27 protein-coding genes are annotated in these 24,151 nt (G+C 51.5%); 11 read left to right on the plus strand and 16 right to left on the minus strand.

Features of this window, described 5'->3' with window-relative positions:
* Window positions 1–16: 16 nt before the first annotated feature.
* Complete coding sequence (gene cls, locus ACZ2GZ_RS07490; RefSeq protein ID WP_131472679.1) at window positions 17–1,483, minus strand: cardiolipin synthase; 1,467 nt, start codon at window positions 1,481–1,483, stop codon at window positions 17–19.
* Between the two features lie 121 nt (window positions 1,484–1,604).
* Window positions 1,605–2,387: a LysM peptidoglycan-binding and 3D domain-containing protein gene (locus ACZ2GZ_RS07495; protein ID WP_021067451.1), complete on the minus strand. Its 783-nt coding sequence runs from the start codon at window positions 2,385–2,387 to the stop codon at window positions 1,605–1,607.
* A 208-nt stretch (window positions 2,388–2,595) separates the two neighbouring features.
* Here ACZ2GZ_RS07495 and ACZ2GZ_RS07500 point away from each other — a divergent pair, with 208 nt between their 5' ends.
* A complete protein-coding gene (locus ACZ2GZ_RS07500; RefSeq protein ID WP_251135329.1) occupies window positions 2,596–2,856 on the plus strand; it encodes a DUF1294 domain-containing protein in 261 nt (86 codons plus the stop codon).
* Between the two features lie 140 nt (window positions 2,857–2,996).
* Window positions 2,997–3,794: an AraC family transcriptional regulator gene (locus ACZ2GZ_RS07505; protein WP_214716257.1), complete on the plus strand. Its 798-nt coding sequence runs from the start codon at window positions 2,997–2,999 to the stop codon at window positions 3,792–3,794.
* A 33-nt stretch (window positions 3,795–3,827) separates the two neighbouring features.
* Here ACZ2GZ_RS07505 and ACZ2GZ_RS07510 read toward each other — a convergent pair whose 3' ends face one another.
* A complete protein-coding gene (locus ACZ2GZ_RS07510; RefSeq protein WP_214716255.1) occupies window positions 3,828–4,586 on the minus strand; it encodes a glucose 1-dehydrogenase in 759 nt (252 codons plus the stop codon).
* A gap of 194 nt (window positions 4,587–4,780) precedes the next feature.
* Here ACZ2GZ_RS07510 and ACZ2GZ_RS07515 point away from each other — a divergent pair, with 194 nt between their 5' ends.
* Both ACZ2GZ_RS07515 and ACZ2GZ_RS07520 read left to right on the plus strand, forming a co-directional pair.
* Window positions 4,781–5,641 carry an alpha/beta fold hydrolase gene (locus ACZ2GZ_RS07515; protein ID WP_214716253.1) on the plus strand — a complete coding sequence of 287 codons (861 nt, stop codon included), beginning with the start codon at window positions 4,781–4,783 and terminating at the stop codon, window positions 5,639–5,641.
* 161 nt (window positions 5,642–5,802) lie between these two features.
* Window positions 5,803–6,177, plus strand: coding sequence for a hypothetical protein (locus ACZ2GZ_RS07520; RefSeq protein ID WP_131472687.1), 375 nt, complete (start codon window positions 5,803–5,805; stop codon window positions 6,175–6,177).
* Between the two features lie 33 nt (window positions 6,178–6,210).
* Here ACZ2GZ_RS07520 and ACZ2GZ_RS07525 read toward each other — a convergent pair whose 3' ends face one another.
* Window positions 6,211–6,474: an excalibur calcium-binding domain-containing protein gene (locus tag ACZ2GZ_RS07525; RefSeq protein WP_029595456.1), complete on the minus strand. Its 264-nt coding sequence runs from the start codon at window positions 6,472–6,474 to the stop codon at window positions 6,211–6,213.
* Window positions 6,475–6,585: 111 nt separating this feature from the next.
* Here ACZ2GZ_RS07525 and ACZ2GZ_RS07530 point away from each other — a divergent pair, with 111 nt between their 5' ends.
* Both ACZ2GZ_RS07530 and ACZ2GZ_RS07535 read left to right on the plus strand, forming a co-directional pair.
* Window positions 6,586–6,801, plus strand: a complete 216-nt coding sequence (locus ACZ2GZ_RS07530; protein WP_131472689.1) for a hypothetical protein — start codon at window positions 6,586–6,588, stop codon at window positions 6,799–6,801.
* A gap of 89 nt (window positions 6,802–6,890) precedes the next feature.
* Entirely contained in the window at window positions 6,891–7,757 is an 867-nt protein-coding gene (locus ACZ2GZ_RS07535) for an AraC family transcriptional regulator (protein ID WP_131472691.1), read from the plus strand.
* A gap of 50 nt (window positions 7,758–7,807) precedes the next feature.
* Here the strand turns inward: ACZ2GZ_RS07535 and bglA are convergent, their stop codons facing one another.
* Window positions 7,808–9,262, minus strand: coding sequence for a 6-phospho-beta-glucosidase BglA (bglA, locus tag ACZ2GZ_RS07540; protein WP_214716252.1), 1,455 nt, complete (start codon window positions 9,260–9,262; stop codon window positions 7,808–7,810).
* Window positions 9,263–9,274: 12 nt separating this feature from the next.
* Entirely contained in the window at window positions 9,275–11,167 is a 1,893-nt protein-coding gene (locus tag ACZ2GZ_RS07545; RefSeq protein ID WP_214716267.1) for a beta-glucoside-specific PTS transporter subunit IIABC, read from the minus strand.
* A gap of 159 nt (window positions 11,168–11,326) precedes the next feature.
* Between ACZ2GZ_RS07545 and ACZ2GZ_RS07550 the strand changes: the two genes are divergently transcribed.
* On the plus strand, window positions 11,327–12,037 hold the full coding sequence (locus ACZ2GZ_RS07550) for a GntR family transcriptional regulator (RefSeq protein ID WP_167491787.1): 711 nt from the start codon (window positions 11,327–11,329) through the stop codon (window positions 12,035–12,037).
* Window positions 12,038–12,149: 112 nt separating this feature from the next.
* Here the strand turns inward: ACZ2GZ_RS07550 and ACZ2GZ_RS07555 are convergent, their stop codons facing one another.
* From ACZ2GZ_RS07555 to ACZ2GZ_RS07590, 8 genes are all read right to left on the minus strand, one after another.
* Window positions 12,150–12,830 carry a hypothetical protein gene (locus ACZ2GZ_RS07555; protein WP_214716250.1) on the minus strand — a complete coding sequence of 227 codons (681 nt, stop codon included), beginning with the start codon at window positions 12,828–12,830 and terminating at the stop codon, window positions 12,150–12,152.
* A 14-nt stretch (window positions 12,831–12,844) separates the two neighbouring features.
* The gene (locus tag ACZ2GZ_RS07560; protein WP_470295594.1) at window positions 12,845–13,906 is read right to left on the minus strand and encodes a DUF58 domain-containing protein; all 1,062 of its coding nucleotides are present in this window, start codon (window positions 13,904–13,906) and stop codon (window positions 12,845–12,847) included.
* Window positions 13,907–13,908: 2 nt separating this feature from the next.
* Complete coding sequence (locus ACZ2GZ_RS07565) at window positions 13,909–14,832, minus strand: AAA family ATPase (protein ID WP_214716248.1); 924 nt, start codon at window positions 14,830–14,832, stop codon at window positions 13,909–13,911.
* Window positions 14,829–15,602, minus strand: a complete 774-nt coding sequence (locus ACZ2GZ_RS07570; protein ID WP_251130046.1) for a hypothetical protein — start codon at window positions 15,600–15,602, stop codon at window positions 14,829–14,831. Before ACZ2GZ_RS07570 ends, ACZ2GZ_RS07565 begins: the two co-directional genes overlap by 4 nt.
* 107 nt (window positions 15,603–15,709) lie before the next feature.
* Window positions 15,710–16,138, minus strand: a complete 429-nt coding sequence (locus ACZ2GZ_RS07575; protein ID WP_214716261.1) for a DUF3916 domain-containing protein — start codon at window positions 16,136–16,138, stop codon at window positions 15,710–15,712.
* A gap of 116 nt (window positions 16,139–16,254) precedes the next feature.
* Window positions 16,255–16,743, minus strand: a complete 489-nt coding sequence (locus tag ACZ2GZ_RS07580; protein WP_128122488.1) for a DinB family protein — start codon at window positions 16,741–16,743, stop codon at window positions 16,255–16,257.
* Window positions 16,744–16,852: 109 nt separating this feature from the next.
* Window positions 16,853–17,446, minus strand: a complete 594-nt coding sequence (locus tag ACZ2GZ_RS07585; protein WP_214716246.1) for an Imm64 family immunity protein — start codon at window positions 17,444–17,446, stop codon at window positions 16,853–16,855.
* A 63-nt stretch (window positions 17,447–17,509) separates the two neighbouring features.
* A complete protein-coding gene (locus ACZ2GZ_RS07590; RefSeq protein WP_214716244.1) occupies window positions 17,510–18,772 on the minus strand; it encodes an NCS2 family permease in 1,263 nt (420 codons plus the stop codon).
* Window positions 18,773–19,058: 286 nt separating this feature from the next.
* Here ACZ2GZ_RS07590 and ACZ2GZ_RS07595 point away from each other — a divergent pair, with 286 nt between their 5' ends.
* The 4 genes from ACZ2GZ_RS07595 (at window position 19,059) to ACZ2GZ_RS07610 (ending at window position 21,944) form a co-directional block, all read left to right on the plus strand.
* Entirely contained in the window at window positions 19,059–19,181 is a 123-nt protein-coding gene (locus ACZ2GZ_RS07595; RefSeq protein WP_255417482.1) for a hypothetical protein, read from the plus strand.
* Between the two features lie 369 nt (window positions 19,182–19,550).
* Window positions 19,551–20,111: a VanZ family protein gene (locus ACZ2GZ_RS07600; protein ID WP_214763118.1), complete on the plus strand. Its 561-nt coding sequence runs from the start codon at window positions 19,551–19,553 to the stop codon at window positions 20,109–20,111.
* A gap of 20 nt (window positions 20,112–20,131) precedes the next feature.
* Entirely contained in the window at window positions 20,132–20,812 is a 681-nt protein-coding gene (locus tag ACZ2GZ_RS07605; protein ID WP_021067428.1) for a response regulator transcription factor, read from the plus strand.
* The gene (locus tag ACZ2GZ_RS07610) at window positions 20,802–21,944 is read left to right on the plus strand and encodes a sensor histidine kinase (RefSeq protein WP_214716240.1); all 1,143 of its coding nucleotides are present in this window, start codon (window positions 20,802–20,804) and stop codon (window positions 21,942–21,944) included. The genes ACZ2GZ_RS07605 and ACZ2GZ_RS07610 overlap by 11 nt, the downstream gene beginning before the upstream one ends.
* Window positions 21,945–22,089: 145 nt before the next feature.
* Here ACZ2GZ_RS07610 and ACZ2GZ_RS07615 read toward each other — a convergent pair whose 3' ends face one another.
* The gene (locus ACZ2GZ_RS07615) at window positions 22,090–23,595 is read right to left on the minus strand and encodes a PH domain-containing protein (protein WP_214716238.1); all 1,506 of its coding nucleotides are present in this window, start codon (window positions 23,593–23,595) and stop codon (window positions 22,090–22,092) included.
* A complete protein-coding gene (locus tag ACZ2GZ_RS07620; protein ID WP_214716230.1) occupies window positions 23,592–24,101 on the minus strand; it encodes a PH domain-containing protein in 510 nt (169 codons plus the stop codon). Before ACZ2GZ_RS07620 ends, ACZ2GZ_RS07615 begins: the two co-directional genes overlap by 4 nt.
* Between the last annotated feature and the right edge of the window lie 50 nt (window positions 24,102–24,151).

The following is a 24,151-nucleotide window of genomic DNA, read 5'->3' on the forward strand; positions in this document are numbered from 1 at the left end:
TCTTGACTGGTCTTTTTTAAAGGATTGGGCTGAGCAAGCGTGACACGCTCTCTTTGAAACGGATCCATTTCGTTCGTGTCTCATAACGCTCAATCGTTAACCTGTCGGCACATGCGAGGTCTCGATTGAATGCATCGATGACAGACTGGGCAACGACCTCGTCATAAACGAGCGCTGAGATCTCGAAATTGAGACGGAAACTGCGCGCGTCGATGTTCGTCGTGCCGATCGAGGCGACCTCGCCATCGATGACGAGCGTCTTCGCATGGAGGAACCCACCTTCATACGTATATACTTCGGCACCGTAGCGGACGAGCTCGGCCGCATTCGTATACGTCGCCCAATAGACAAACATGTGATCCGGCTTGTTCGGAATCATCAGGCGGATCTTCGTCCCAGACATGAGCGCGTTGCGGCAGGCGTCAAGGAAGCTAGCGTCAGGGATGAAATATGGGGTTTGGATGTAAATCGTCTCTTTCGCCTCGGTGATCATCTTGACGAGCATGTTTTTCAAATGCTCGGTCGACGAGTTCGGGCCAGATGTGACGATTTGTACCGGTGACCGAGACGTCTCGAGTAGAGAAGTCGGCCAACGGAAGTCCTCTTTCTCGGCCCGGTGTTTCGTCGGTACGGCACGGTTCCAATCGAGGAGGAAACGCTCGAGCAATTCACGAACCGCCTCCCCTCTCATCCGCAGATGCACATCGCGCCAATAGCCGAACTGACGATTCGTCCCGAGGTATTCATTCCCGACGTTGAAACCGCCGATATAGCCGATCTCCCCATCGATGATACATAGCTTTCGGTGATTCCGGTTGTTGACGCGGAAGTTGATACCGAGGCGTGACGGGAAGAACGACTTCACCTCGCCGCCGTGCGCGAGGAGTTGTTTGAAATGGGAGCGTCGCAATCCCCGTGAGCCGACGGCGTCATAGAGCAGACGTACTTTGACGCCTTCTTTTGCCCGGCGCGTGAGTGCCTCGATGAGCGCTTGGCCGAGCGAGTCATTTTGAATGATATAGTACTGGATGTTGATTTCCTGCGTCGCTATCTCGATGTCATGGAATAACGCTTCGAACTTCTGCTCGCCGTCATGGATGACCTGAATCGTATTATGATACGTCACGAGTGCATTCGTGGAGGATAAGTTCAAGCGGGCGAGCCTTCGATATTTTGACAAGAGCGGGTCATGGGCGAAAAGCCCTTCATGCGCATCAAGCTCGGTCAATTGGTCGTCGACGTGTTTGGCGTACTCGTGACGACGCTCCTCGTCGACCTGATAAAAGTTGTTCGATTTGATTAACCGTCCGAAGAAGATGTAGATGAAGAAACCGAGCAGTGGGATGAAAAACAGCACGAGCAACCAAGCCCATGTCGAACCGATGTCACGCCGCTCGAAGAAGATGATGGTGACGGCGAACGTCACGTTCAGGACAATCAGTACGATACCAAGAATACTGATGATGATTTCAGTTGGGACCATCTCGACGCCTCCTTTATCATCTAGTTTACCCGATGATGGGCAAAACGAAATGCTCGTTTGCAGACACAGTCATAGACACACAAAAAAACACCGCGCCTGCGGTGTTTTTGGAGTAAATCGATTAGTTTAAGACTTTGATTGTGATTGATTTACGACCGAAGTTGAGCGCTTGCTCTTGTGTCGGCATCAAGATATCGATTTTGTTACCTTTGATGGCGCCACCAGTATCTCCAGCGATTGCTTCGCCGTAGCCTTCAACCCATACTTTAGAGCCGAGTGGGATGACTGAAGGGTCAACCGCGATGACTTTTTGGTTCGGGTTCGAGCGGACGTCGATTCCTGTTGCCGTGATTCCTGAGCATCCTGCACAGTATGGCGTGTAAGCCGTTGCTTCCACAGTCATCGTCTTACCTGAAGCCGGAGCTTGGGTTTGCGTTGTAGACGTAGACTGTTTCGTCACTGGTGCAGATGTTGATGCTTTTGGTTTAGCGGCTGGTGCACTATTTGCAACCGATGCTGCGTTGGCACCTTTTACAGAGAATTGTTGACCAGGGAAAATAAGATCTGATTTAAGACCGTTCCATGTCATCAATTGGTTGACAGATACGCCGTTGTTTGTCGCGATGCGATACAACGTGTCGCCTGCTTTAACTGTATACGTTTTTGAAGCGCTTGAAGCTTTAGCTTCTGACTTCGCAAGCTTCAATACTTGGTTTGGATAAATCATATTAGAGTTTAAGCCGTTCGCTTGTTTGATATCATTTACAGATACGTTGTTGTTCACGGCGATACGGTAAAGTGTATCCCCAGACTGAACTGTGTGTGTTGATGCTGCCGAAGCTGGAGCAGCGACTCCTAAACTAAGGCCAGCGAGTGCCGTTAGTGTCAATAGTGGTTTTTTCATAAGAATATTCCTCCCTTTTCTAACGCCCCCTTACTGTAACACCTGTATATTTCACTGCCGTTACAGCCTGATATGAGAGTGATATCAGTTCAGTTACAGAAGCTTTCAGCGAGATGAGAGGAATCTGATTTTTTACAATCCAAATACAAATGGCTTTGTTGAGCCATTTTCGTCTATACTAAGGAGAAGAGAAAGGAGGTTTTAGTCTTTGGAACTATTACTGCTATATTACATTGTGACTAATTTACTAGCGTTTATGTCATTTTTCCTCGATAAACGCCGTGCGAAATCAGGGGAATGGCGAATTTCAGAACGAACGTTACTCATTCTTGTTTGGATTGGAGGAGCATTTGGGGCTTATATTGCGATGCGCCTCTTCCGGCATAAGACGTTGAAGCCGATGTTTCGGATCGGTGTCCCGATTGCCATCTTGGTGCACGCCGGTATCACGGGCTGGTTCATCTTCTGACGCCATTATATAGAAGGAACTTGTTAGCACTGTCCAACGGAGATGGAGTCGAAATGTCTGGATTGACGCTTGATAACGAGAAAACGAAGTCTCCACCCGGTGCAAAACCGAAATAAATATTTGATTGTTGAGGTGAAGAGATGAAAGTTGAAGCAGACATGATTGATGTCCAGTCGTGGACCGAACGGACGATGGAGATCGGGTTCACGACCAATGAGCAGTTTCAAATCTGGCTGGTCACCCAAGGTCAAGTCGAGGTCCGGATCAACGGTACCCGTTTAAGGCTTCGGGCCGGGATGGCATTGATGCTCGACCGCGGACAGGTCACAAAAGTCGAACGGACAGATGACTCGTTTCAAATGACGATGCTTCATGTCGACCCGTTCGACTTGATGGCACCGCCGCTCGCGGAGCAATATGTCACACCGTTCATCGAGACGATTGGCCATCACATGCTGCATCCGGCTGAACCGGGTGACAAGGCCATCCTCGAGACGCTTCATAAAGTAATCAGGAGTTTAAAGAAAGACTCGGCTTTCGCGTTGCTCGATGCGACACTGCAGCTTGTCGTCGTCTGGCGCTATTGGATTCAACGGCCGCCCGTGACGAGGCGGCATGGACAGGAGCGCATGCAACGCATGATTTCCTATATACACGACCATGACACGATGAAGCTGTCGCTCGAAGACATCGCTGCTGCCGGTGGACTGAGCCGGGCCGAGTGTTGCCGTTACTTTTCAAAATGGGGGGACACATCGCCGCTCGCCTACGTCCAAGACGTCCGGATGCAGCGGGCCGCACGTCTGTTATGTGAGACGGACAGTCCAGTCGCTGAAGTAGCGAACCGGCTTGGCTTTACGAGCGTGAGCCATTTCGTGCAGACGTTTAAGAAAGTACATAACCGAACGCCGCTCGCGTTTCGCAAGCAGAAGACATAACAAAAGCCGACACGCGCGTGTCGGCTTTTCTCGTTAACGGGCGGTCCAACCGCCGTCTGCTTTCAAGACGTCGCCATTGACGAAACTCGAATCGTCGGAGGCGAGGAACAACGCGACCTTGGCGATCTGCTCCGGTTCACCCATCGGTGCCTCCCCTGCCCCTTGGATGGCCCGCATCCCGAGCTCGCTCGGCGCGGTGATGGTGGCGCCGATATTCGTATTGACCCCGCCCGGTGCGATGGCGTTGGCCCGAATCTTGTTGAACGTACCGTACGTGGCGGCAATGTTTTTCGTCAGGCCGATAAGTGCGTGCTTCGAGGCGACGTACGAGGCGCCGCCCCGTGTCCCGAACAGGCCACCGACCGAGGCGTTATTGATGATGACGCCGCCCGTTTCTTGCTTGTCCATGATGTTGATCGCGGCCCGGGCCAGTTTCATCGGTCCGGTCAAATTGACGGCGATGACGCGGTCCCACACCTCGTCGGTCACTTCGCCGACGGTCAAAAAGTTGTCCATGATGCCGGCATTGTTGACCAAGATGTCGAGCGAACCGAACGTGCTCGTCGCCGTCTCGACCATCTTGTCGATATCTTCCTGCTTTGTGACATTCCCGGCGACGCCGACGGCTTCCCCACCGCTCGCTTTAATCTCTGACGCGACTGCTTCGACCGTATCCCCGTTCATGTCGACGGCGACGACGCGTGCCCCTTCCTCGGCAAACAGTTTGGCGATGGCCCGTCCCATGCCTGACCCTGCCCCGGTGACAATTGCCGTTCTACCCGATAATTTCACACCGCATTCCTCCTTGTTGAGACAACTCAAGAACGACAGAGAAAACGACAAGTGCAATTTACTCACGTGTCATTAGTCTTTACCCGGATTTGGAGGAAAACGTATCTCTGTTTGGAAGAATCTGCTTCTGTTAAAGTTGTCAGTCACGTACAATGAAAAGATACAGATATTGGAATTTGAGAGGCGGGGTTCGATTGAGTCGTTATCATGCGGAAGTGATTGGAAGCGGGACACCTGTTTTATTTTTACCGGCTGGAGGATTCACTGGTGAAGAAGGCCGTTCGCTCGCCGAGGCGTTGCGCAACGACTTCGAAGTTCATTTGTTAGATTTGCCAGGGTTCGGGAGAAGTGAAGGAATCGAGCAGATCGTGTCGTCCGAACAATTGGCGGATTGGGTCAACGACTATGTCGTCACACATCGACTCGGACCTGTACACGTGATGGCGCATTCGCTAGGAGGTACGGTCGGTCTCGCTTTCGCCGCTCACTATCCCGAGCAAGTGGAGCGGCTCGTCTTGCTCGACCAAGGCCATAAGACGTTCCCGCGCGTTCCGTTGAGAGAATATGGGGTGTTGGGCCTTGCCGTCCCGCTCCTGAGCGGACTTTATCGTCTGTTCGGACCTCGACTCGTCCGGAAAATCGAGACAAAAATCATTTCAGACAACGTGTCAGCTCCGATGCCAGAGGAACAGGTTAAGGCTTTCTGCGCACAGACAGGTCTCACTGAACGAGACGAGATTCGACGTGCGTTGAACGACCCGGCTAAGCTCGGACGAGGCGGATTGAATCTGTTGTTCACCTTCTATCACCTTGACGTGCCGCAGCTCATCCGTTCACTTCAAGTCCCGACGTTGCTTATTTACGGCGATTTTGTCGGACTGGACGACAAAGAAGCCCGATTGACGAAGTCAGCCATGATGGACCTGCAACGGCATGAGCTGCCGATCACTTACATACGAATGACAGGCGGCCACTTCGTCCATTGGAACCCTGCGTTCCCGATTGAACAGGTACGACAGTTTTTACAAGTTGAGAAAGTGAGCAGTCTGTCATGAACCGTCAGCAAAAGATTGTCCTCATTCTTGTGTGCTTATTGTTGGTATCAGCCGGAGTGGCCTGGGCATTTGATTCGACGAAGCAGCCACAATTGCCCGAAGGAGCGGAACCGATTCTCACCTACCCTGTTGATGACCGTAATATGAGTCTTCGCTTTTTCATGAACAGTTACACCGTCGAGGAATGGAGTGAAGAGCCGGTTGCGCAAAGCATAGGTCTTGAACTTACTGTCGACAATCAGGTTCGGTCGATTACATCTGAATCGCTGTCCGAAGCAGGCATCACGTGGGCCACTTTCGGCCAATCGTGCGGGGATACGTCAGCATGTTCCCCGTACGATATCCTTTACGGGATGAACCACGGCGAGACGACAAGAGTCGTCGTCGAGTTGAACGGGGAACGGTTCGAACCGGAACTGTTGAAGACGAAGGCCGGGAATGATGTCTGGTTCGTGCTCGTCGACCAAATCGAGTCGATTGAGTCGATCACCGGTTACGATGCTGCGGGAGACGTATCCTACCGCTTCAACAACTAAAAAAGAGACGGAGGACGGCTGTCCTCTCATCTCTTAGCGTTCACAGGCGATGCCGTCCTTATCACGGTCTTTTGATTTGTTCGCTTCGTATAACGAACTGTTGGCGTAAGGCTTGTACTTCGTCTTCCCACCTTTGTTTTTCGTCGTCTTCGTTTTGGCGACACCGCCCTTGTACGTCTTATTCAGTTCGGTGCAGTTCTTAAATTTTTTCGGTGCAGCGTCCGCGGTTTCTGACGGCGCGATGCTCAGCGTGAACAACGCGATGCCGGCGATGGTCGCACGAAGTAGCTTCTTCATAGTTGTTTCCTCCTTGGTAACAAACGATATGCGTATTAATTCTTGTTTATTATAAGGGCAGTTATGATAAATATCCTGATTTTAAAAAAAGTTAAAGGAAGGTAACCATCTATGGACTTACTTATTCTAATGCAGGACCGGGCCCTCCCGTTACTGTTGCTCGCACTGTTTCTCATGCTGAACGTGGTGTTCGTCATCGGGATTTGGAAACGACGACGTCACTTCTCCAAAGCATTTCTCGTGTTCGCGAGCTCGATTGCGTTTCTACTCATGACGTCATCGGTCATCCTCATCATGTTCACGATGTTCATCGGCTACAACCAGTGATGCCTTCTATCCGATGATATACGTATCAAAATCATCGAGTGCCCCTACGATGTTCGAAGTATGATGAATGCAGAAAGGAGGGAATGCTGATGCTTGAATCACTGAACCGATTGATGGACCACATCGATCAACATCTAACAGAAGACATCACGAGTGAGGATATCACCCGCATCGTCGGGGTGTCCGACTATCATTTTCGACGCATGTTTTCCTATATGGCCGGGATGACGCTTAATGAATACATCCGAAATCGTCGGCTGTCAGAAGCAAATAAGGACTTGATTCATGGGAAATCGGTCACGGACGTGGCCTATACGTATGGCTACCAATCCGTCGACGGGTTCTCTCGATCGTTTCGAGACTGGTGTGGCTTTTTACCGTCTGAAGTGATCAAGAACAAGATTCAAAAGTCATTCCCGAAATTCACTTTCTACATCGACATCAAAGGAGGAATTTCAATGGAATTCAAATTAGAACATAAACCTTCATTCAACGTCGTCGGCGTGTCCAAACGCGTCCCGATTCAGTTCGAAGGCGTGAATCATGACATCGTCGAGTTGGCGCAGTCAATCACGGAGCAACAGCGAAGCGAGATGCATCAATTGGTGGACCTTTATCCAAATCAAGTGCTCAACGTGTCGTACGACTTCGATGAAGGCTATTTGGACGAAATGGGTTCACTCACGCACATGATTGGCTTCGCGACGACACAAGATAATCCGTATGAGGATCTTGAACAGATTACGATCGAGTCGAACCTGTGGGCCGTCTTCCCGAATACCGGCCCGTTCCCGGAGACGCTCCAGGAGACGATGGCCAAGACGTATGCCGAATGGCTGCCGACGTCGGGCTACGAACTGGCCGACTTGCCAAGCATCTCGTTCACGAAGCATGACGGACCGTCGGACAACGTCTATAGCGAAGTCTGGGTGGCGGTCAAACCGAAAACGACGTAAGCACAGAAAAATACCCCTTGAAGACAATTGTCTTCAGGGGGTATTGTCGTTTACTTCGAAGGCTCGTACGCGAGCGCTTCCCCGTTCGTTTCAATCACATGCTTATACCAATCGAACGAGTCTTTCTTCATCCGCTCCATCGAGCCGTTGCCTTCATTGTCACGGTCGACATAAATCATGCCGTACCGTTTCTTCATCTCGCCCGTCGTGAACGAGACGATGTCGATGATGCCCCATGGCGTGTAGCCGATCAAGTCGACGCCGTCATAGACGACCGCTTGTTTCAACTGTTCGATATGCGCCTTCAAGTAGTCGATGCGTGCCGCATCATGGATTTTCCCGTCGACAATCTCGTCGACGGCGCCGAACCCGTTCTCGACGATGAAGAGCGGGATTTGATAACGGTCATACAACCGGTTGAGCACGTAGCGGAGGCCGACCGGGTCGATTGCCCAGCCCCAGTCGCTCGACTTGATATATGGGTTCTCGACGCCGTTCGGCAGACCGCCATTGACGATGTCACCACTGTTGTCGGCGACGACGTCACTCTTCACGGTCGTCGACATGTAGTAACTGAAGCCAAGGTAGTCGACGGTTCCGTTCTTCAAGATTTCCTCGTCCCCTTCAAGGAACGGGATTGTGTACCCTTCCCGCTCGAATTCGTTCAAGGCGTAGCTCGGGTACACCCCGCGCACTTGCACGTCCGGGAAGAAGTAACGCTGACGCATCATCTCTTCAGCAAGCATGACGTCGTCCGGGTTTGACGAGAACGGATAGATCGGCACGTGTGATACCATCGCCCCGATCTCGAAGTCCGGGTTGATCGCTTTCCCTTTCGCGACGGCGAGCGCGCTCGCAATCAACTCATGGTGCCCCGTCTGATACATCACTTCACGGGCGTTCTCCCCGTCTTCGACGATGACGCCAGAGTTCGTCCATAAGAAGAGCGGGTTGTTGACGTCCATCTTGTTGTTGATCTCGTTGAACGTCATCCAGTATTTGACCTTGTCTTTATAGCGGTCGAAACACACCTCGGCGAAGCGGACGAAATGGTCGACGACGGCACGGTTGCGGAACCCGCCGTACTCACGTGCGAGGTGGAGCGGCATCTCGAAGTGGGACAACGTGATGATCGGCTCGATGTCGTGCTTCAACAGCTCGTCGAACAAGTCGTCATAAAATTGGAGCCCTGCCTCGTTCGGCTCCGCATCGTCCCCGTTCGGGAAGATCCGGCTCCAACCGATTGACGTGCGGAGACACTTCAAGCCCATCTCAGCGAAGAGCGCGACGTCTTCTTTATAACGGTGATAGAAGTCGATTGCTTCATGGTTCGGATAAAATTCGTCCGGCTCGACCTTGTCCGTGATCCGACGCGCGACGCCGTGAGCGCCGGCCGTCAACACGTCGACGACGCTCGGCCCTTTGCCGTCGGCGTCCCAGCCGCCTTCAAATTGGTGGGCGGCAAGCGCGCCGCCCCATAGAAAGTCTTTTGGTAATGTCTTCATGGTAGTTCCTCCTTATTGATTAACAATCGTGAGCATTGGTGTCGTCGTGTCTGTCTGATTACTTGCTTGGACGAGTACGTCGGCGTATGTCGCGCTGTTCGTCACGATGACAGGTGTGATGCTTGAAATATTATGTGCAGCGATCATGTCACGGTCGAACGTCGTCAACACATCGCCCACTTTAAAGCTGTCCCCGTCTTTGACGTGTACGGTGAACGGTTTCCCATCGAGCGTCACCGTATCGAGACCGACGTGAATCAACAACTCGATTCCCGTGTTCGAACGGAGACCGATCGCATGTTTCGTCGGTGCGACCATGACGACCGTCCCGTCAAACGGTGCAATGACCTTATTCCCGTCTGGCTCGACGGCATAACCTTTACCCATCGCCCCGGAGGCGAATACATCGTCCGGAACATCGCTCAAGGCGATGACTTTTCCAGAGAGCGGTGAAGCAATCGTCTCTTCCTGAACGAGCGTCGCACTCGCTTCTGCCGTCGCAGGTGTTTCCGTCACTTCTGTCACTTGTTTGGCCGTGTCTTCTCCGAAACCGAAGATTTGAATCAAGACGACCGGAAGGATGATGGCAATCGCTGTCCCGATCAACAGTCCCCAAATCGAGGTCGGCACGTCTTCACTGATTCCGTTCACAAGGGTGAGCGGACCCGGGAGACCAGCGTAAGCGAAGTAATACGGGTTGAAGAAACTGGCCACGATGGCTCCGACGGCCCCCGAGATACATCCAAAGATGAACGGTTTCTTGAAGCGGAGTGTCACCCCGTAAATGGCAGGCTCTGTGATTCCGAATAGTCCAGTAATCCCAGCCGAGACACCGACTTTTTTGATTTCTTGGCTCTTCGCTTTCAAGATGACACCGAGAACGGCGCCGACTTGGGCGATGACGGCAATCGTCTGATATGCCTGGAATGAGTCACGGCCATACAAGTCGAAGTTTGCGAGCACCATCGGCGTCACGCCCCAATGGACCCCGAAGATGACGATGACTTGCCAGAGACCACCGATAATTGCGCCAGCGAGCATCGGGGCGTTCTCCGCTAAGAAGTTGTAGCCGTTGGCAATCCCGACCGCACCCATCGTCGTGATTGGTCCGATGACGAGAATCGTGAGCGGCACCATGAGCACCAAACTGAAGAACGGTACGAACAAAGGACGAATGACCTCGTTCATGTGTCGGTTCAAGAACCGCTCGACATAGGATAAGATCCAGACGAGGAAGAGCGGTGGTAATACCGATGACGTATACGTCGTACCTGACAAGGCGAGACCAAGGAAACTGATCGTCTCCCCTGACGTGATGCGAGCCGCCATCTCGGCCCATGTCGGACTGACCAAGGCCGCACTGGCTGCGACGGAGATGAACGTGTTCGTCTTAAAGTGTTTCGATGCCGTGATGGCGATGAAAATCGGTAAGAACGTGAACGGTGCCCATGAGATGAAGCTGAACACTTCGTACGTCCCCGTCTCGGCGAAACCGTCGAACAACAATGTCGTGATGATGAGTACCCCTTGCAAAATCCCGGCTGCGGCCAAGATATAGATGAACGGTGCGAATACGGCGGACATCGTAGCGATGATGCGGTTCAAGACGGTCCCCTTGTTTCCGTCTTCGACCTCAGTCCCTTCGATTTGCACCAGTTTCGTGAACTCATCGAACACTTCCCCGACATGCTGCCCGATGACGACCTGGAACTGGCCACCCGTCTCGACGACCGTGATGACACCTGGCATCGCCATGACTTGTTCTTTCGCTTGCGGATTTGACCGCTTCAAGACGAGGCGGAGTCGCGTCGCACAGCGCGCCGCATTGATGACGTTGTCTTCCCCTCCGACGGCCTCTAAAATATCCCGAGCCAATTTTGAATAATCCCGAACTTTACTCAACAGAACACCCTCCTTTGATGTAACGCTTACATTTTGTACACTCTTACTATAATTGTACCGGTACAATTAATCAATAGCGATACAATAAATAGTTTGTGAACGTTTCGTAGACATGTGTGTGGTATAATGAAGGCAACATTTTCAAGTAGATGAGGGATGAGCGTGCTTAAATATCAACAAGTGGCAGCAGAGATTGAACAGTACATCAATCAACATGATTTGAAGCAAGGAGATAAACTGCCCGTGCTCGAGCAGTTGATGAGCCAATATGCCGTCAGCAAGAGCACGATCACGAAAGCACTCGAATTGTTGGAGCGGAAAGGGGTCATCTTTCAATTGCGGGGGAGCGGCATCTTCGTCCGGCGCCACAACCGTCCGGGCTATATGAGCCTGTTCTCGACACAAGGGTTCAAGAGCAACCTTGGTGACCGGGTGTTGACGTCGGACGTGCTCGACGTCTCGGTCTCGAAACCGGACGCGACGGTCGCACAGAACCTTGGCATCGACGTGACAGATGACGTCTATCGCGTCGAGCGGGTCCGCTTCGTCGACGGCGAGGTGTTCTGTTACGAGGAGTCGTACTATGTGAAGGCGATCGTGCCGTATTTGAACCGAGAAATCGTCGCCGACTCGATCTTCGATTACGTACAGGGCGCACTCGGTGTCACCATCGGCTTTTCGGACATGTACATGCAGGTCGGTCGACTGACCCAGACGGAAGCCGGCTATCTAGGTTTACAGACGGAGGACCCGACGCTCCGCATCGAGACGATCTTCCATCTATCGAATGGAAAGCCGTTCGATTATTCACGCATCACGTATCATTACGAGCACTCCCAGTTCGTCGTTCAGGCGAACGGGCCGTACATGTGAAAACACCGCTCTACGCGATGGCGTAGAGCGGTGTTTTTGTGTGGCTCAGACTAGCGGTTTTCGATTTAAATCAATTACTGACGTTTACATTTCACTTTCTCCATCGCCTTCGCTAAAAAAGATAACCGAGCGGGAGCACCGCCAACAACGCGAGTCCGAGCATCCGATATGATGTTGGCTCTGTCGTCTGAACGTCACCTGAACCACCAGTAAGCGCATCCCCTGGTTGCGCTTCGGTGTTGGATTGTGTCTCGACCAAGAGTTTCTGATACATCTCGAGCGTGACCGTGTCTCCGTCGATGAACCGTTTCGCATCGGTCGTCAAGGCGGTCAACGTCTTTCCATCATAGTCAAACCAGGCATTCTCTCGCGCGGAATGGACCAATGTACCGGACACATCAGCTAAGGCAATGGCCAACTCGTCACCATAGCCGAACGTGGAGAAGGCGAAGAGGCCCGGTTCTTGCTCGTACGTCCCGATGACATTTCTCGGCTCCCCATCTTGTTGGACGGCTGATACGTACTCCTTGCTCGAGACGAACGTACACATTTCGTCCGACGAATAACAGGATTGCGCGGCAATCATCACTTCATGGAGCGAACCGAACGAGATGGCGCGACTTTCCGTCAAGTGATAGTTACTCGGGTCGTCACCTTCGATATGGTCGAGGACGATTGACTCGAAATGTTCTTCAGCGAAACGCTCCGGTGATCGTTCTGTCGGCGCCGCAGCTGCCGACGTAGCAGCGAGCGTGAAGGCCCCAGCTAGGGCGAATGTTGTGAGGTGGCGCAACATGTTTTCTCCTTTCAACTGATAGACATCTGTTTGAGCAGTGACGCGTCAATCCGAATCACTTCCGCATGCGGATGATTCTGTCGCTCGATGATTTGATTGAACCGTTTCGAAGCGACGAATCGATCGGATTCATGGACCCACGCCAGACGTACGAGGGCGAGGCGCAATTGCTTGCGACCGTCACTCATTCGCAGGTGGTCGATATGATTCTCAGCATCGAGCCGATTGATGAACAGCTCGACTTTACAATCTTCCTTCACTAAATAGGATACCAGATAAGCGGCCTGTTGAATCAACTCTTCATAGCGCGCATGAAGGCCATTCCCTAGCGGACCGCTCAAGTCGAGCACGAGCGTGAATGTATCGAGGTTTTGGCGTTGATACACTTTCGCCTGAAGTTTTCCTGTCTTGGCTGTCGCGATCCAGTCAATCTGTTTGACCGGCTCTTGCTCATACCGTTTTGTGCTTTGAATCATCAACGGGTCGTTGAGCGGTGAATGTTTAACGAGTCGGTCCCCCATCCGTACCAGGCGTGAGTCAAATCTGTTCTGTCTCGTGATGGATGGGAGTATGATCCAGGATGGAAGCGTATGATTTGTGACGAAGATGGTGCCAAGCCAAAATGGGAGTCTGAACTGAAGTGTACATTCATTGACTTGGACGGGCCTGCGCTGTTTCGCATGAATTGGAAGCGAATAGGTCGATTCCTCACGAAGTTGAATGACATGTACGCGCTGATCTTCGTCAAACGTCAAGCCGTGTCCCGTGACCAGGCGGACCGATGTCGGGATTCCGAGTTCTTGGAGACGTTCTACACCTGTCACCTCCATTCTTAGCGAGACACGATCATTTACGAACAACAACTGCTCTTTCTGGTGGAACGATAAACGTGTCCCTTCGACAATTTTCTGCGTCAGCCATTTCCGAATCAGCATCAATCCTAGTAATGCGCCAGACAGATAGGCGAGCGGCCACACATATGGGAACCATATGAACAGAAGTAGGATTCCGGTATAGGCCGGCCATAGCTTGTCGTCTAAAAGTGACGGTGTGCTCACTTCGACTTGTCGCATCTTCACACCTTCTCGACCGGTACATCGACTCGCTCCAAAATATCAGCGAGAACTTCCCGTTTCGTCGATTTCACGTCCCCTTCGAGCGTGAGCGTCAAGCGGTGTGCCAGAACATGCGTCGCGACGGCTTGGACATCTTCCGGGGTCACGAATTGACGGTCTTCGATATAAGCGTAAGCTTGAGACGCCTTGACGAGGGCGAGCGTCGCGCGAGGACTGGCTCCGACTTCGACGAGCGGATGAAGTCGTGTCTCTTGGATGAGGGCGAGCAGATAGGTGACGACGTCGTCATGGATACGGACCTCCTCAACTGCTCGCTGCGCTGCTAAAAACGTTTCGGACGACATGAGGGCATGAACGATGTGGCGTGTCTTAGAAATTGTCTGAAGAATCAACTGTCGCTCCTCTCCTGCTTCAGGATATCCGACTTGAAGGGACATCAAGAAACGGTCGAGTTGAGCGTCGGGCAAGGCGAACGTCCCTGCCGATTCGATCGGGTTTTGCGTCGCGATAACGAAGAACGGTTCCGGCAGTTGATACGTGACTCCGCCGATCGAGACTTGCCGCTCTTCCATCGCCTCGAGCAAGGCGGATTGTGTCCGGGGGACGGCTCGGTTCACTTCATCAATCAATAAGATGTTGGTAAAGATCGGTCCTGTCCGATTTTCGAACGTCTGTGTCTGCACGTTGAAGAAGTCAGAACCGATGATATCGGTCGGAAGCAAATCGGCCGTGAATTGGATGCGCGTGAAATCAGCTTCAAAACTCTTGGCAATACTTTTGGCAAGTAACGTTTTCCCGGTACCCGGGACGTCCTCTAACAAGATGTGCCCGTTCGCGAGTAGCGCCGTGCAGCAGAGGCGCGTGATTTCAGGTTTTCCGAGATAGATTTGGTCCAATTGTTCCAATACACGTTTGATGGTCATAAGGGTGGCTCCTTTTCTAAACGAAGTAAATAGGCATCAAGCTGTTGTTTGAACGCTTCTTCACGTTGTGGCGTGATCTCGACTTTGTCATAACGGGTCTCTAAATAGCTCCGAAGCGAGGCGTCGAGTTGAATGCGGCTCGCCCAGGCGGATAACGTCTCGAACGTCCGTCGACGTTTTTCTGGCGGTAGCGCTTGTTCGAATTGAATCAAATGTTGCCGCAACGGGGAATCTGGTAGCGGATGAGCGGAGCGTTTTGCCTCTTCGAACGTTTCGTCTGTCTCTTGCCTTGAGTGGATCCTCTCGTCTATCGGAACGGCTTCCCTCCCCTTTTTGTGGAAGGGTCTACGCCACATCCATACACCAATCAAAAGAAGGAGGAAAGCGCTGACAGTGTAAGGCAACAGGGAAAGGCGATCGGATTCGCTTGTAGATGGTGTACCATATGACGGAGACGAGTTATTCTCATCTTCCCTTGGTGTGCCGCCTTCATCATCTGATGGCCCAACAACCGCTCCTGCTTCAGAAATACCGGGACCGGGATCTGCGTCACTACCATCTCCACACCAAACATCCGTATCGACGACCTCAATTATCCCAAACAACTTTCGCTTGTCATGACAATCCGTGACCCAACTTGTGATGGGGCTCCCTGAAATGTCCAACCCTTTGAAGTAGGTATAAGCAAGTTGACCTGAAAATGAAATAAGTGCGACAACCAGTAAAGAAATCAAGACTGCTGATACAAACAGAACTTTGGCTTTTCTCATGTAACGACCCGTATGTGAATATGTAGATTCGACTGCATCCCATTCAACGACTCCTTTCATTCATCGATTCCATTTAATCCTTTTTTTGGAAAATGGATTTGAAAGGATTATAGCATACGGATTAATGGAATATTCAGTTTTTTAGCAAAAAAAGTTGCCCGCTTATTGTACACGAGCAACCAGACTTCTCCACTATGCATATAATCTTCATCTTGAATCAGTTCGTGAAACCGATGCACCTCGACGTTCGCCGGAAGCATGAATCGCTGTAGGCACACAGAGCCCAGTGGCAAGCGCGTCCATGTCTGCTCAGACGTATCGCGTTCCATGAACGCCTTTAGTCGTGCGTCGCTTTCAAACACGAGAAGTTCGGACTGCCAGAGCGTCGGCAAATCGAGTAAGACGACGACCTGGTATCGCTCCTCTTCTCGGTTATGCACTAGACGTGAGGCCCCTTCCATCATCACCTCGATAATCGCACGTTGAATCCGGCTGTTCTCCTGTACAGACGATAAGAACGATTGATCAATCGGGATTTTGTTATGCTAATACCCGTCGTGAAACGTCGTCGGGAACGAATAGGTCTGTTCGTCGACATCCATGCGCAACCGTTTCAGTCTTCGTCTAACACCGCGTACTTTCGCTCGTCTCTTCAAGACGTTTTCCCCAAGATGCTGTCGACTTGTTGCTGATGGTGCCGGTCGTGTTCGATGAACTCGGTGACGATATAGGCAAGTGTGTACGGAACACCGTCATGCGGAGAATGGGTCGTTCCGTTTGCCATCGTGTGAGAAGTCAGCGTCTCTTGACGTAATGACCGAAGCGTTTCTATAAGCAAGCTCCGACTCGTTTTGGCTAACTGGAACACGTTTTCTCCCGAAAGACGTTTCGCTTTTTGGGTCGCTCGCGCGTTAAATGAGTCGAATTCAGGGAAAATCATGGCTTCCCCGGTCTTGACGGCCGGGACGATGACGTTCAACAGATGATTGTCCCAATGGGCGATGTGAAGGACGATTGCTTTGATTGACCATTTGTCGGTTGCAATCGATTTTTCCCACATCGATTCATCCAATCCCGACAATGTGTTTAACCAGTCTATATAGGATGCAAACTCGTCGATGACATCTGAGGTTTTCGTCATAAAAGTATCCTCCTTCGGTTATAAGCTAAGAAAATTGTATCATGTTCCGGCCGCTTAGCACTGAGCTTCGTCAATCAAGGAATGCTTGATTGAGGTGATTGAGCCTCACTTATGCATATAACGGGATAGACCTCTTCATATTGGTTTGAGGAGTCATCCCGTCGATTGAAATTGAACCGTAAGTTACCATCACGCCTTGTGGTGACGGGACCATAAAAAGAGGGAACGTATCCAACCAGTCCGCTGATGTCGGAAACGCATCAGGTGCCCAGTCGAGCTCAAGTTCGTGCCCGGCAAGCGCGTACGAGAATGGCATATGGCGATACACGTCAACGAGCAGTCGTTCGATTTTCTGTGTGAACACGGGTCTCGATGCAGGGTGTGAGACGATATCATTCCACTTTATATCGATGAGAATCCCGACATAGGTGTCCATCTCTTGAAGGGACACGGTCATCGTCATGTCCACGTCTCCAAAATAGTTGCTTCGTAAATGGATAGATCCGTAATGCCCAACCTGAGCAAAGTCGGTACCTGTCGTTGTCGTCCAACTAGTGCCCGCCTTATCCTGACTGTATGTCACGTTTATGATTTCGCCACCGCTACTTAACAGTTCCACACATACATTTTGAGCAAGTTCAGGTAACGGATAATGGCTCGGATAAGCCATCCCGATGGAAATGAATCCGCCTGCTTGATCCATTCAAACACCTCCTTTGTCTCATCATACAAAAAAGCGGCACCGTCTACACGGTACCGCCCTATCTTACAGCCAGACTGGTAAAGAAAAGAAAACCAAGAACAATACGGTCAAGACACCGACGACCGGACTGAGCGACCGATAGCCCTTCTTGAACAAGACGATCATCGTGTAGGCGATGAATCCGAGCCCGATGCCATCGACGATGGAATACGTGAACGGAATCATGATGATGACGAGAATCGCCGGGAAGGCATGCTCCCAATTGTCGAGCGGGAGATGCTTCACGTTCTGGAACATCATCATGCCGATAATGATCAACACCGGCGCAATCGCCGTCACCGGAATAATCGCGAACAACGGCAACAACAAGAGCGAGACGACGTACAGGCCTGACGTCACGAACGAGGCGATGCCGCCCCGAGCGCCGACCGAGATGCCGGCCGCGACCTCGACCGTCGAGACGGTCGGGCTCGAGCCGAATAGGGCACCGGCCATCGTCGATAACCCTTGGGCGACGAGCCCTTTCGGGGCATCCGCATCCTTGCTGATGGCGCGCGTCTGATTCTGGATCAGGCTGATGTTCTCGATCAGCAAGACGAGCGTCAATACGCCGACGGCGACCAAGAAAATTGGTGACGCCGACTCAGCGAACGAGACGTTGCCGAACACGGTCCCGAACGACTCGAAGAACGGCGTGAGCGCGAACTCACCGGTCCAGTCGAGCGTACCCATGACGGCGCTTAAACCGACCCCGAACGCGATTGTCCATAAGAAACTGCTCGGTCCCATCTTCAAGAAGAGCAGGATGGCGACGAAGAGCGACAGGAACGCGACCTGTACCGGCCGTTCCCCGAGGTCTCCGATATGAAGCAGTGCCCCACCACCGCCCGAGACGATCCCCGCCGCCTCGAGTCCGATCAAGATAAGGAACAGGCCGAGCCCGACCGTCAATCCGTCATGAATGATCGGCGGAAAAGCGTTCGCGAGTTTCCTCGCCACTTTCGTTACCGTCAATAGGACGACGAGCGCTCCTGAGACGAACGAGACGGCGAGCGCGCCTTGCCAGCTCAGCCCCATCTGCAGGACGAGCGTGTACGTGAACAACGCGTTGATGCCCATCCCTGGTAACAGGAGCAGCGGCAAGTTGAACAGCCCTGCGATGAACGTTCCGATGACGCTTGTCAAAATCGCTCCGACGAGCGCTCCCTCGAACGGGAGTCCGGCTTGTGTCAAGATTGCCGCGTGAACGGCCGGGATGTATGCTGTCGCCAGAAAGTTCAGCACGCCCCCGTATGTTTCTGTTTTCCATTCTGTTTGTTTTGCCATAGGAATCAATCCTTTATTGGCACCCTCACCCACCCATGTGGTTATACACACGAGATTGATTATATCCTGTCTGACCTCTGACATACAAGCTATTATTGGTTCAAATCCATCTTTGGACCCAGTCATGAGACCCATTCGGACGAAAGGTTCATTTTATAAAATAAGAACAAACGTTCCTGTTTTTAGCATCTTTTTTGACAAGAATCTGCTATAATGAAGAGGCAGGTTAACGCAGCAATAGTGGGGTCAGCCGCCAAGTCCACAATGGAGGAAGGCGGTGGTGCGGATGGAACAACTATGGACCTGGGTCGGCGATTATGTGATCGTCCCGATCCTCGCTCCGATCATCGTTCACTTGGTGTTACATCAAACATCCGATCGTGCAACGTCTGAACGCACAAAAAAATGACCCCCTCGGCGCAATGAGATGGGTCACTTTCTGATTCACTAACCATTGTGGCGGCTGGGCCACTCTTAAAGTGGTAACCTGTACGCCAGAGGCCGGTGTGTCCAGCACCGGTCTCTTTCTACTTGCATCATACCATACTTGTTCCCATTTTTCAGTAACAGAAACACGAAAACGGTGAAGTTGACGTGACGAATGATATCGGGACGCCCGACATTATTCCGAGAGCAAGCTTCTTGATTGATTGTTCTACAGTTCGAGGCAACGCAAAGCGCTTTGCCTTTTTTAGATTTCATTTATGACTCCTTTAAGAATTCTTTAAATCTGCCATCTACACTGAAGACAGTTCAAATTCTTAGGAGGTTTATTCCCATGTATAATCAGAATTATTCAGTTATGTTCACAATCGAATCAGGAGTCGTTCTCATCCCACTCGCCATCCTCGGACTCATCACGTTACTCGTCTGGTCGTTTCGCAAGAAACATGTAAAAGTCACACAAACCATTTTGCTTCTGTCATTCGGGATATACTTATTAGGTGTCCTTCACTTCGTGTTTTTCCCGATTGACGTCAATTTAGGAAAATATGCGAACCAAGTACCATGGTGGAAAACGATTAATTTTATTCCGATTTTGACCATCGATGTGTATTCGTTTGTGTTGAATATCGTGATGCTCCTCCCGTTCGGCTGTTATCTTCCATTTTTGAAACCGTCGATCACGAAAAAAGAAGTACTTAAATTAGGATTTCAGTTTAGTCTGATTCTTGAACTGATTCAATTATTGGTGCGTACGACACTAGGCAGTGGACGAAGCACGGATGTGAATGATTTATTGGCAAATGCGTTCGGCGCGCTCTTAGGGTTCTTACTCGTTCGCTTCGTCGTCCAATACGCTCCGTTCCGACGTTTGTATCAGAATTTCCAACTTTAATTCGCGAGGGAGTTTCAAGCATGACAAAAATCTTGTTAGTGGATGATGATGTCCAAATCGCAGAACTGATTGATGTGTATGTAAAAAATGACGGGTATCACACGACGATGGCAACCGACGGGGAAATGGCGCTTGACTTGTTCAACCAAGAATCGTTTGACTTAATCATTTTAGATTGGATGATGCCTCGGATGGATGGGCTTGAATTTTGTAAGCGGGTGCGCCAGACGAGCCAAATTCCGATCTTAATGGTCAGTGCCAAAGTTGGTGATATGGATAAGATATTGGGATTGACGACGGGAGTCGATGACTACATCATCAAACCGTTCAATCCGCTCGAGTTGATGGCACGTATTAAAGCATTGCTGCGCCGTTCAAACTATAACCGACCAAGCGAGTCCTCAAGTGTACAAGCTGGCCCTTTCCTCATCGATCGAGCCAGCCACACCGTCATGATGCAAGAGCAGACGATTCGATTGACTGCACGTGAATTTGAGATTTTGTATTTACTGGCGAAACATAAAGGCCGGGTGTATAGCTCTGAAGAAATATTTGAGGCTGTCTGGCAAGAGCATGGCGTCGGGTCGAATCAGACGGTGATGGTTCATATCAGTAACATCCGTGAGAAATTACATGCCGTCGTGCCACATGAGGTCATCATTCATACGGTGTGGGGAGTGGGATATAAAATTGAGACATAATATATGGCGCGTCATAACGTTCATCCCGATGTGGAAACGTCTGCTGTATGTATTGATTGCGTTTGGGGTCGCCACACTGAGCGGTGCTCTGTTACTGCCTGCCGTCTGGTACTTCGAGGAGTCATCACGATTTATGGAGAGTCTGATCATCGTGTTGTCGTATTTCCGGGAAGGTGTCATCGTCATGTTTTACAGTCTGATGGTCATCGTTTGTCTCGTGTTGATCTATCAATATGAGCGTAAACGGTATTTACAGTTTCACATTGAGCGGATGACTTCACTTGTCGAAGAACTCCACGCCGACCGGGATTCGGTTGAACCATCTGTCCCGCCAGAGCTAGAACGATTGATGGCAACCGTACGCGCCATCTCGGACAGTGCGGCAAAAGCGGAGCAGGAAGTGCTTCAAGCGGATCGGTTGAAACATGAGCTCGTGACGAACGTCGCCCACGACTTGCGCTCCCCCCTCACGTCAATCACGGGTTATCTTGACTTGATTCACAGCGACCGTTACCGGGACGAGGTGGAGTTGCGTCATTACATCCAAGTCATCCATGAGAACGCGACCCATCTGAAAGGCTTGATTAACGATATCTTTGACTATACATTTCTACAAAACGACCGGATTGCCCTCCAGACAAGCGAGGTCCGTCTCGATGAATTGCTCAATCAGCTCATCATGCAGTCGACGTTACGTCTCTCGGAAGTTGGAATGGAAGCTCGATTCAGCTCCTCAGCCGAACGTCCCATCGTGGAAGGGGATGCGTTGAAGCTCGTCCGTGTGTTTGAGAATATACTCGAGAATGCGATTCGTTACGGGCGTGACGGAAAGTATATCGATACATTTGTCGAAGATACGGATGAAACGGTTCTTATCAACATGACGAATTACGGCGAGGAGGCCATCCCCTCACGTGACATCCCATACGTGTTTGAACGATTTTTTAGAGTGGAAAAGTCACGCGCACATTACACCGGCGGATCAGGTCTCGGTCTCGCCATCGCCAAGTCCATCATCGATTTACATGAGGGCGAGATTCACGTGACGAGTCAACCAAGAAAAACGACGTTCACAATCATTCTCCCAAAAGTCTCTTCCAATGCTGTTCATGAAAAATCATGGCCCGTGTGACCTACACGCGCCATGATTTTTGCATTCACACAAAAGAGGATCAACTTCAAGCTTATGTCGGAGCGAGCCCCTCAAGCCGATTTAAAAAGACGAGCCCACTTGCAACACGCGAGTGGGCTCGTCGATCACCTGGCCGGGCTATCCGTTAGCCCGGTGTTTTCATGTCTTCCTCTACCGTATAACGGGAGAACCACTTCAACATGGCTTCTGCCTCGTGTTTCGGGATGTCCTCGATCATCTCATTCGATAACAAGCCACCCCGTGTCGAGAACAGGACGTTACATACATCGAAACGGCGTTGGAGTGGCGTCTGTGTCACTTGGACCTGTTCGATCCGCGGCTTGTCCGTCAAGAATGAACTGACGTTGAAGGCCCCTGTCCGCAGCTCGATGAACTGACCGTTGCGAGCGTAGCGCGTCGTCATATAGCTCAATAGGCGACCGCCGATAATGATGGCCCACAGGAGGACGAGCCACCAGGCGTAATCGCGGAAGAAATACAAAACGACACCCGAGACGATGAGTCCGACCCAGCTGATGCGTAGCAGTTTGACCCAGAGCGAACGTTTTGGCAAGCGATGAAGCGTGTCAGACCAGACGAACTGGTCGAAGTGCTCGTTCAACACGGTCATCGCCCGCTCCCGTTTCACGAACGGGAGGATGGTTGACGATTCGTCTTTCAACTCGTCCATCGTCCCGGCCGCGACGAGTTCGACACCGACGATGTTGAACCAGCGCCGAATGAACGTCTCTTTGACCCGGACCGCTTGAATCTTCTCGTATGGGATCTCTTTAGCGGAACGGTTGAGCAGTCCTTTCTCAACGCGGATGCGGTCCCCGCGTCGTTCGAGCCGGAAGTTCCCGTATTTCAAGAAGTTGATGACCATGCCGATGACGACCGACAATATCAGGACCGTCAGGACGAGCACACCAATCGCGATGATTGACGCATGGACGACCCAATCTCCGATCGTATCGAACGTCCCGTCGAGATTGATGAAGTCATCAATCGACGAGATGATCGTCGAGGCGACCGGGAAGATGGCGAACACTGACAATGACGTCAGCGAGGCGATGATGATCTCCCGGGTTGAGAGGGCGTACAACAAACGGCTCGCCGGTTTTTCAATCGCCACCGGTGCAATTGTCCCGTCCGTCTCCCCTTCTACCGGTATGTCGGTCTCGGTCTTGCGATGACGGACCTGGTCAAGGATGTCCTCGAGCCGCTTCGCCTCGTTCGGGAAGACGCCGGCCAGTTTGAACGAGGCGTCGTCACTGTTCGCGTTCGTGTCGAACGTCAACTCGACGACCCCGAGCAACCGGTACAAGAACGGGCTGTTCGAATGGACGCTTTGAATCTTATACAGCGGAAGCGACTTCTCTTTCTTAATCCAATTGCCATCGATGATATATACCGTCTTCTCATCGAGCGCATACCGGAAGTTGAGCCAGCCGAAGAACTTCTGCAGGACATCGAGCCCGAGGAAGAGCAGGATTCCGACCCGTAAGATGATGCCGAACGTGGACTCCCAATCGTTGTTGACGACGAACAATAACACGAGTGGGATGGAGAACGACTTGATGACCTCTAATACCCGTAACAGTAAGACGCGACTCGGCAGCCGATGCCACGTGAGGGCGGCTTCCGTCATACGACATCCTCCTCTTTGATGCGAGCGTAGACCGCAATCTGTTCACGGAGCGTCTTCGCGAACGATTCTTCAATCGCGTAGATGTCGTGTGACCCAGCGGCCGTTCCGATGGTGATTGTCTGCAAGCCGTATTTTCGAAGCAGCGGTCCTTGCTGGGCGTGGACGTATTGTACTTTCGTCATCGGAATCAAGACGTCGTGCGTCGTGATGATGCCGTGATGCAAGCGAATCTCGAGTGGTTTCACGTCATACGTGAACCGCTCTTGCTTCCACTTTTGGAAGACGACGATATCGATCACACTATAGATGAGGTCGATGGCGAGTAAGGCGTACATCATATATTGCAGCCATGTCGGCCAGTCAAAATAAAACGCGGCCGCGACGAGTCCCCCTGTGATGACGAGGCCGATGAGATAAAAGATGGCGCTCGACAGTCGGAAGACGACGCGTGCCTCGATTGGCAGTGTGCCGCTGAATGATGTCGGTGTTGTTTCTATGTCTGACATTGGTGTTTCCCCCTAACGATTCGGAACTGATGTCCGTTCTACCTCTAGTA

The organism is Exiguobacterium sp. KKT215, assembly GCF_055635335.1.

Bases quoted from the DNA above. Each gene is read 5' to 3' on its own strand.
- ACZ2GZ_RS07585 (WP_214716246.1), bottom strand. From the start codon at position 17,446: ATGGATCAAGCAGGCGGATTCATTTCCATCGGGATGGCTTATCCGAGC.
- ACZ2GZ_RS07530 (WP_131472689.1), top strand. From the start codon at position 6,586: ATGGACTTACTTATTCTAATGCAGGACCGGGCCCTCCCGTTACTGTTG.
- cls (WP_131472679.1), bottom strand. From the start codon at position 1,483: ATGGTCCCAACTGAAATCATCATCAGTATTCTTGGTATCGTACTGATT.
- ACZ2GZ_RS07565 (WP_214716248.1), bottom strand. From the start codon at position 14,832: ATGACCATCAAACGTGTATTGGAACAATTGGACCAAATCTATCTCGGA.
- ACZ2GZ_RS07570 (WP_251130046.1), bottom strand. From the start codon at position 15,602: ATGAGAAAAGCCAAAGTTCTGTTTGTATCAGCAGTCTTGATTTCTTTA.
- ACZ2GZ_RS07505 (WP_214716257.1), top strand. From the start codon at position 2,997: ATGAAAGTTGAAGCAGACATGATTGATGTCCAGTCGTGGACCGAACGG.
- ACZ2GZ_RS07525 (WP_029595456.1), bottom strand. From the start codon at position 6,474: ATGAAGAAGCTACTTCGTGCGACCATCGCCGGCATCGCGTTGTTCACG.
- bglA (WP_214716252.1), bottom strand. From the start codon at position 9,262: ATGAAGACATTACCAAAAGACTTTCTATGGGGCGGCGCGCTTGCCGCC.
- ACZ2GZ_RS07605 (WP_021067428.1), top strand. From the start codon at position 20,132: ATGACAAAAATCTTGTTAGTGGATGATGATGTCCAAATCGCAGAACTG.
- ACZ2GZ_RS07520 (WP_131472687.1), top strand. From the start codon at position 5,803: ATGAACAGTTACACCGTCGAGGAATGGAGTGAAGAGCCGGTTGCGCAA.
- ACZ2GZ_RS07495 (WP_021067451.1), bottom strand. From the start codon at position 2,387: ATGAAAAAACCACTATTGACACTAACGGCACTCGCTGGCCTTAGTTTA.
- ACZ2GZ_RS07580 (WP_128122488.1), bottom strand. From the start codon at position 16,743: ATGACGAAAACCTCAGATGTCATCGACGAGTTTGCATCCTATATAGAC.
- ACZ2GZ_RS07615 (WP_214716238.1), bottom strand. From the start codon at position 23,595: ATGACGGAAGCCGCCCTCACGTGGCATCGGCTGCCGAGTCGCGTCTTA.
- ACZ2GZ_RS07560 (WP_470295594.1), bottom strand. From the start codon at position 13,906: ATGCGACAAGTCGAAGTGAGCACACCGTCACTTTTAGACGACAAGCTA.
- ACZ2GZ_RS07620 (WP_214716230.1), bottom strand. From the start codon at position 24,101: ATGTCAGACATAGAAACAACACCGACATCATTCAGCGGCACACTGCCA.
- ACZ2GZ_RS07595 (WP_255417482.1), top strand. From the start codon at position 19,059: ATGGAACAACTATGGACCTGGGTCGGCGATTATGTGATCGTCCCGATC.
- ACZ2GZ_RS07535 (WP_131472691.1), top strand. From the start codon at position 6,891: ATGCTTGAATCACTGAACCGATTGATGGACCACATCGATCAACATCTA.
- ACZ2GZ_RS07590 (WP_214716244.1), bottom strand. From the start codon at position 18,772: ATGGCAAAACAAACAGAATGGAAAACAGAAACATACGGGGGCGTGCTG.
- ACZ2GZ_RS07600 (WP_214763118.1), top strand. From the start codon at position 19,551: ATGTATAATCAGAATTATTCAGTTATGTTCACAATCGAATCAGGAGTC.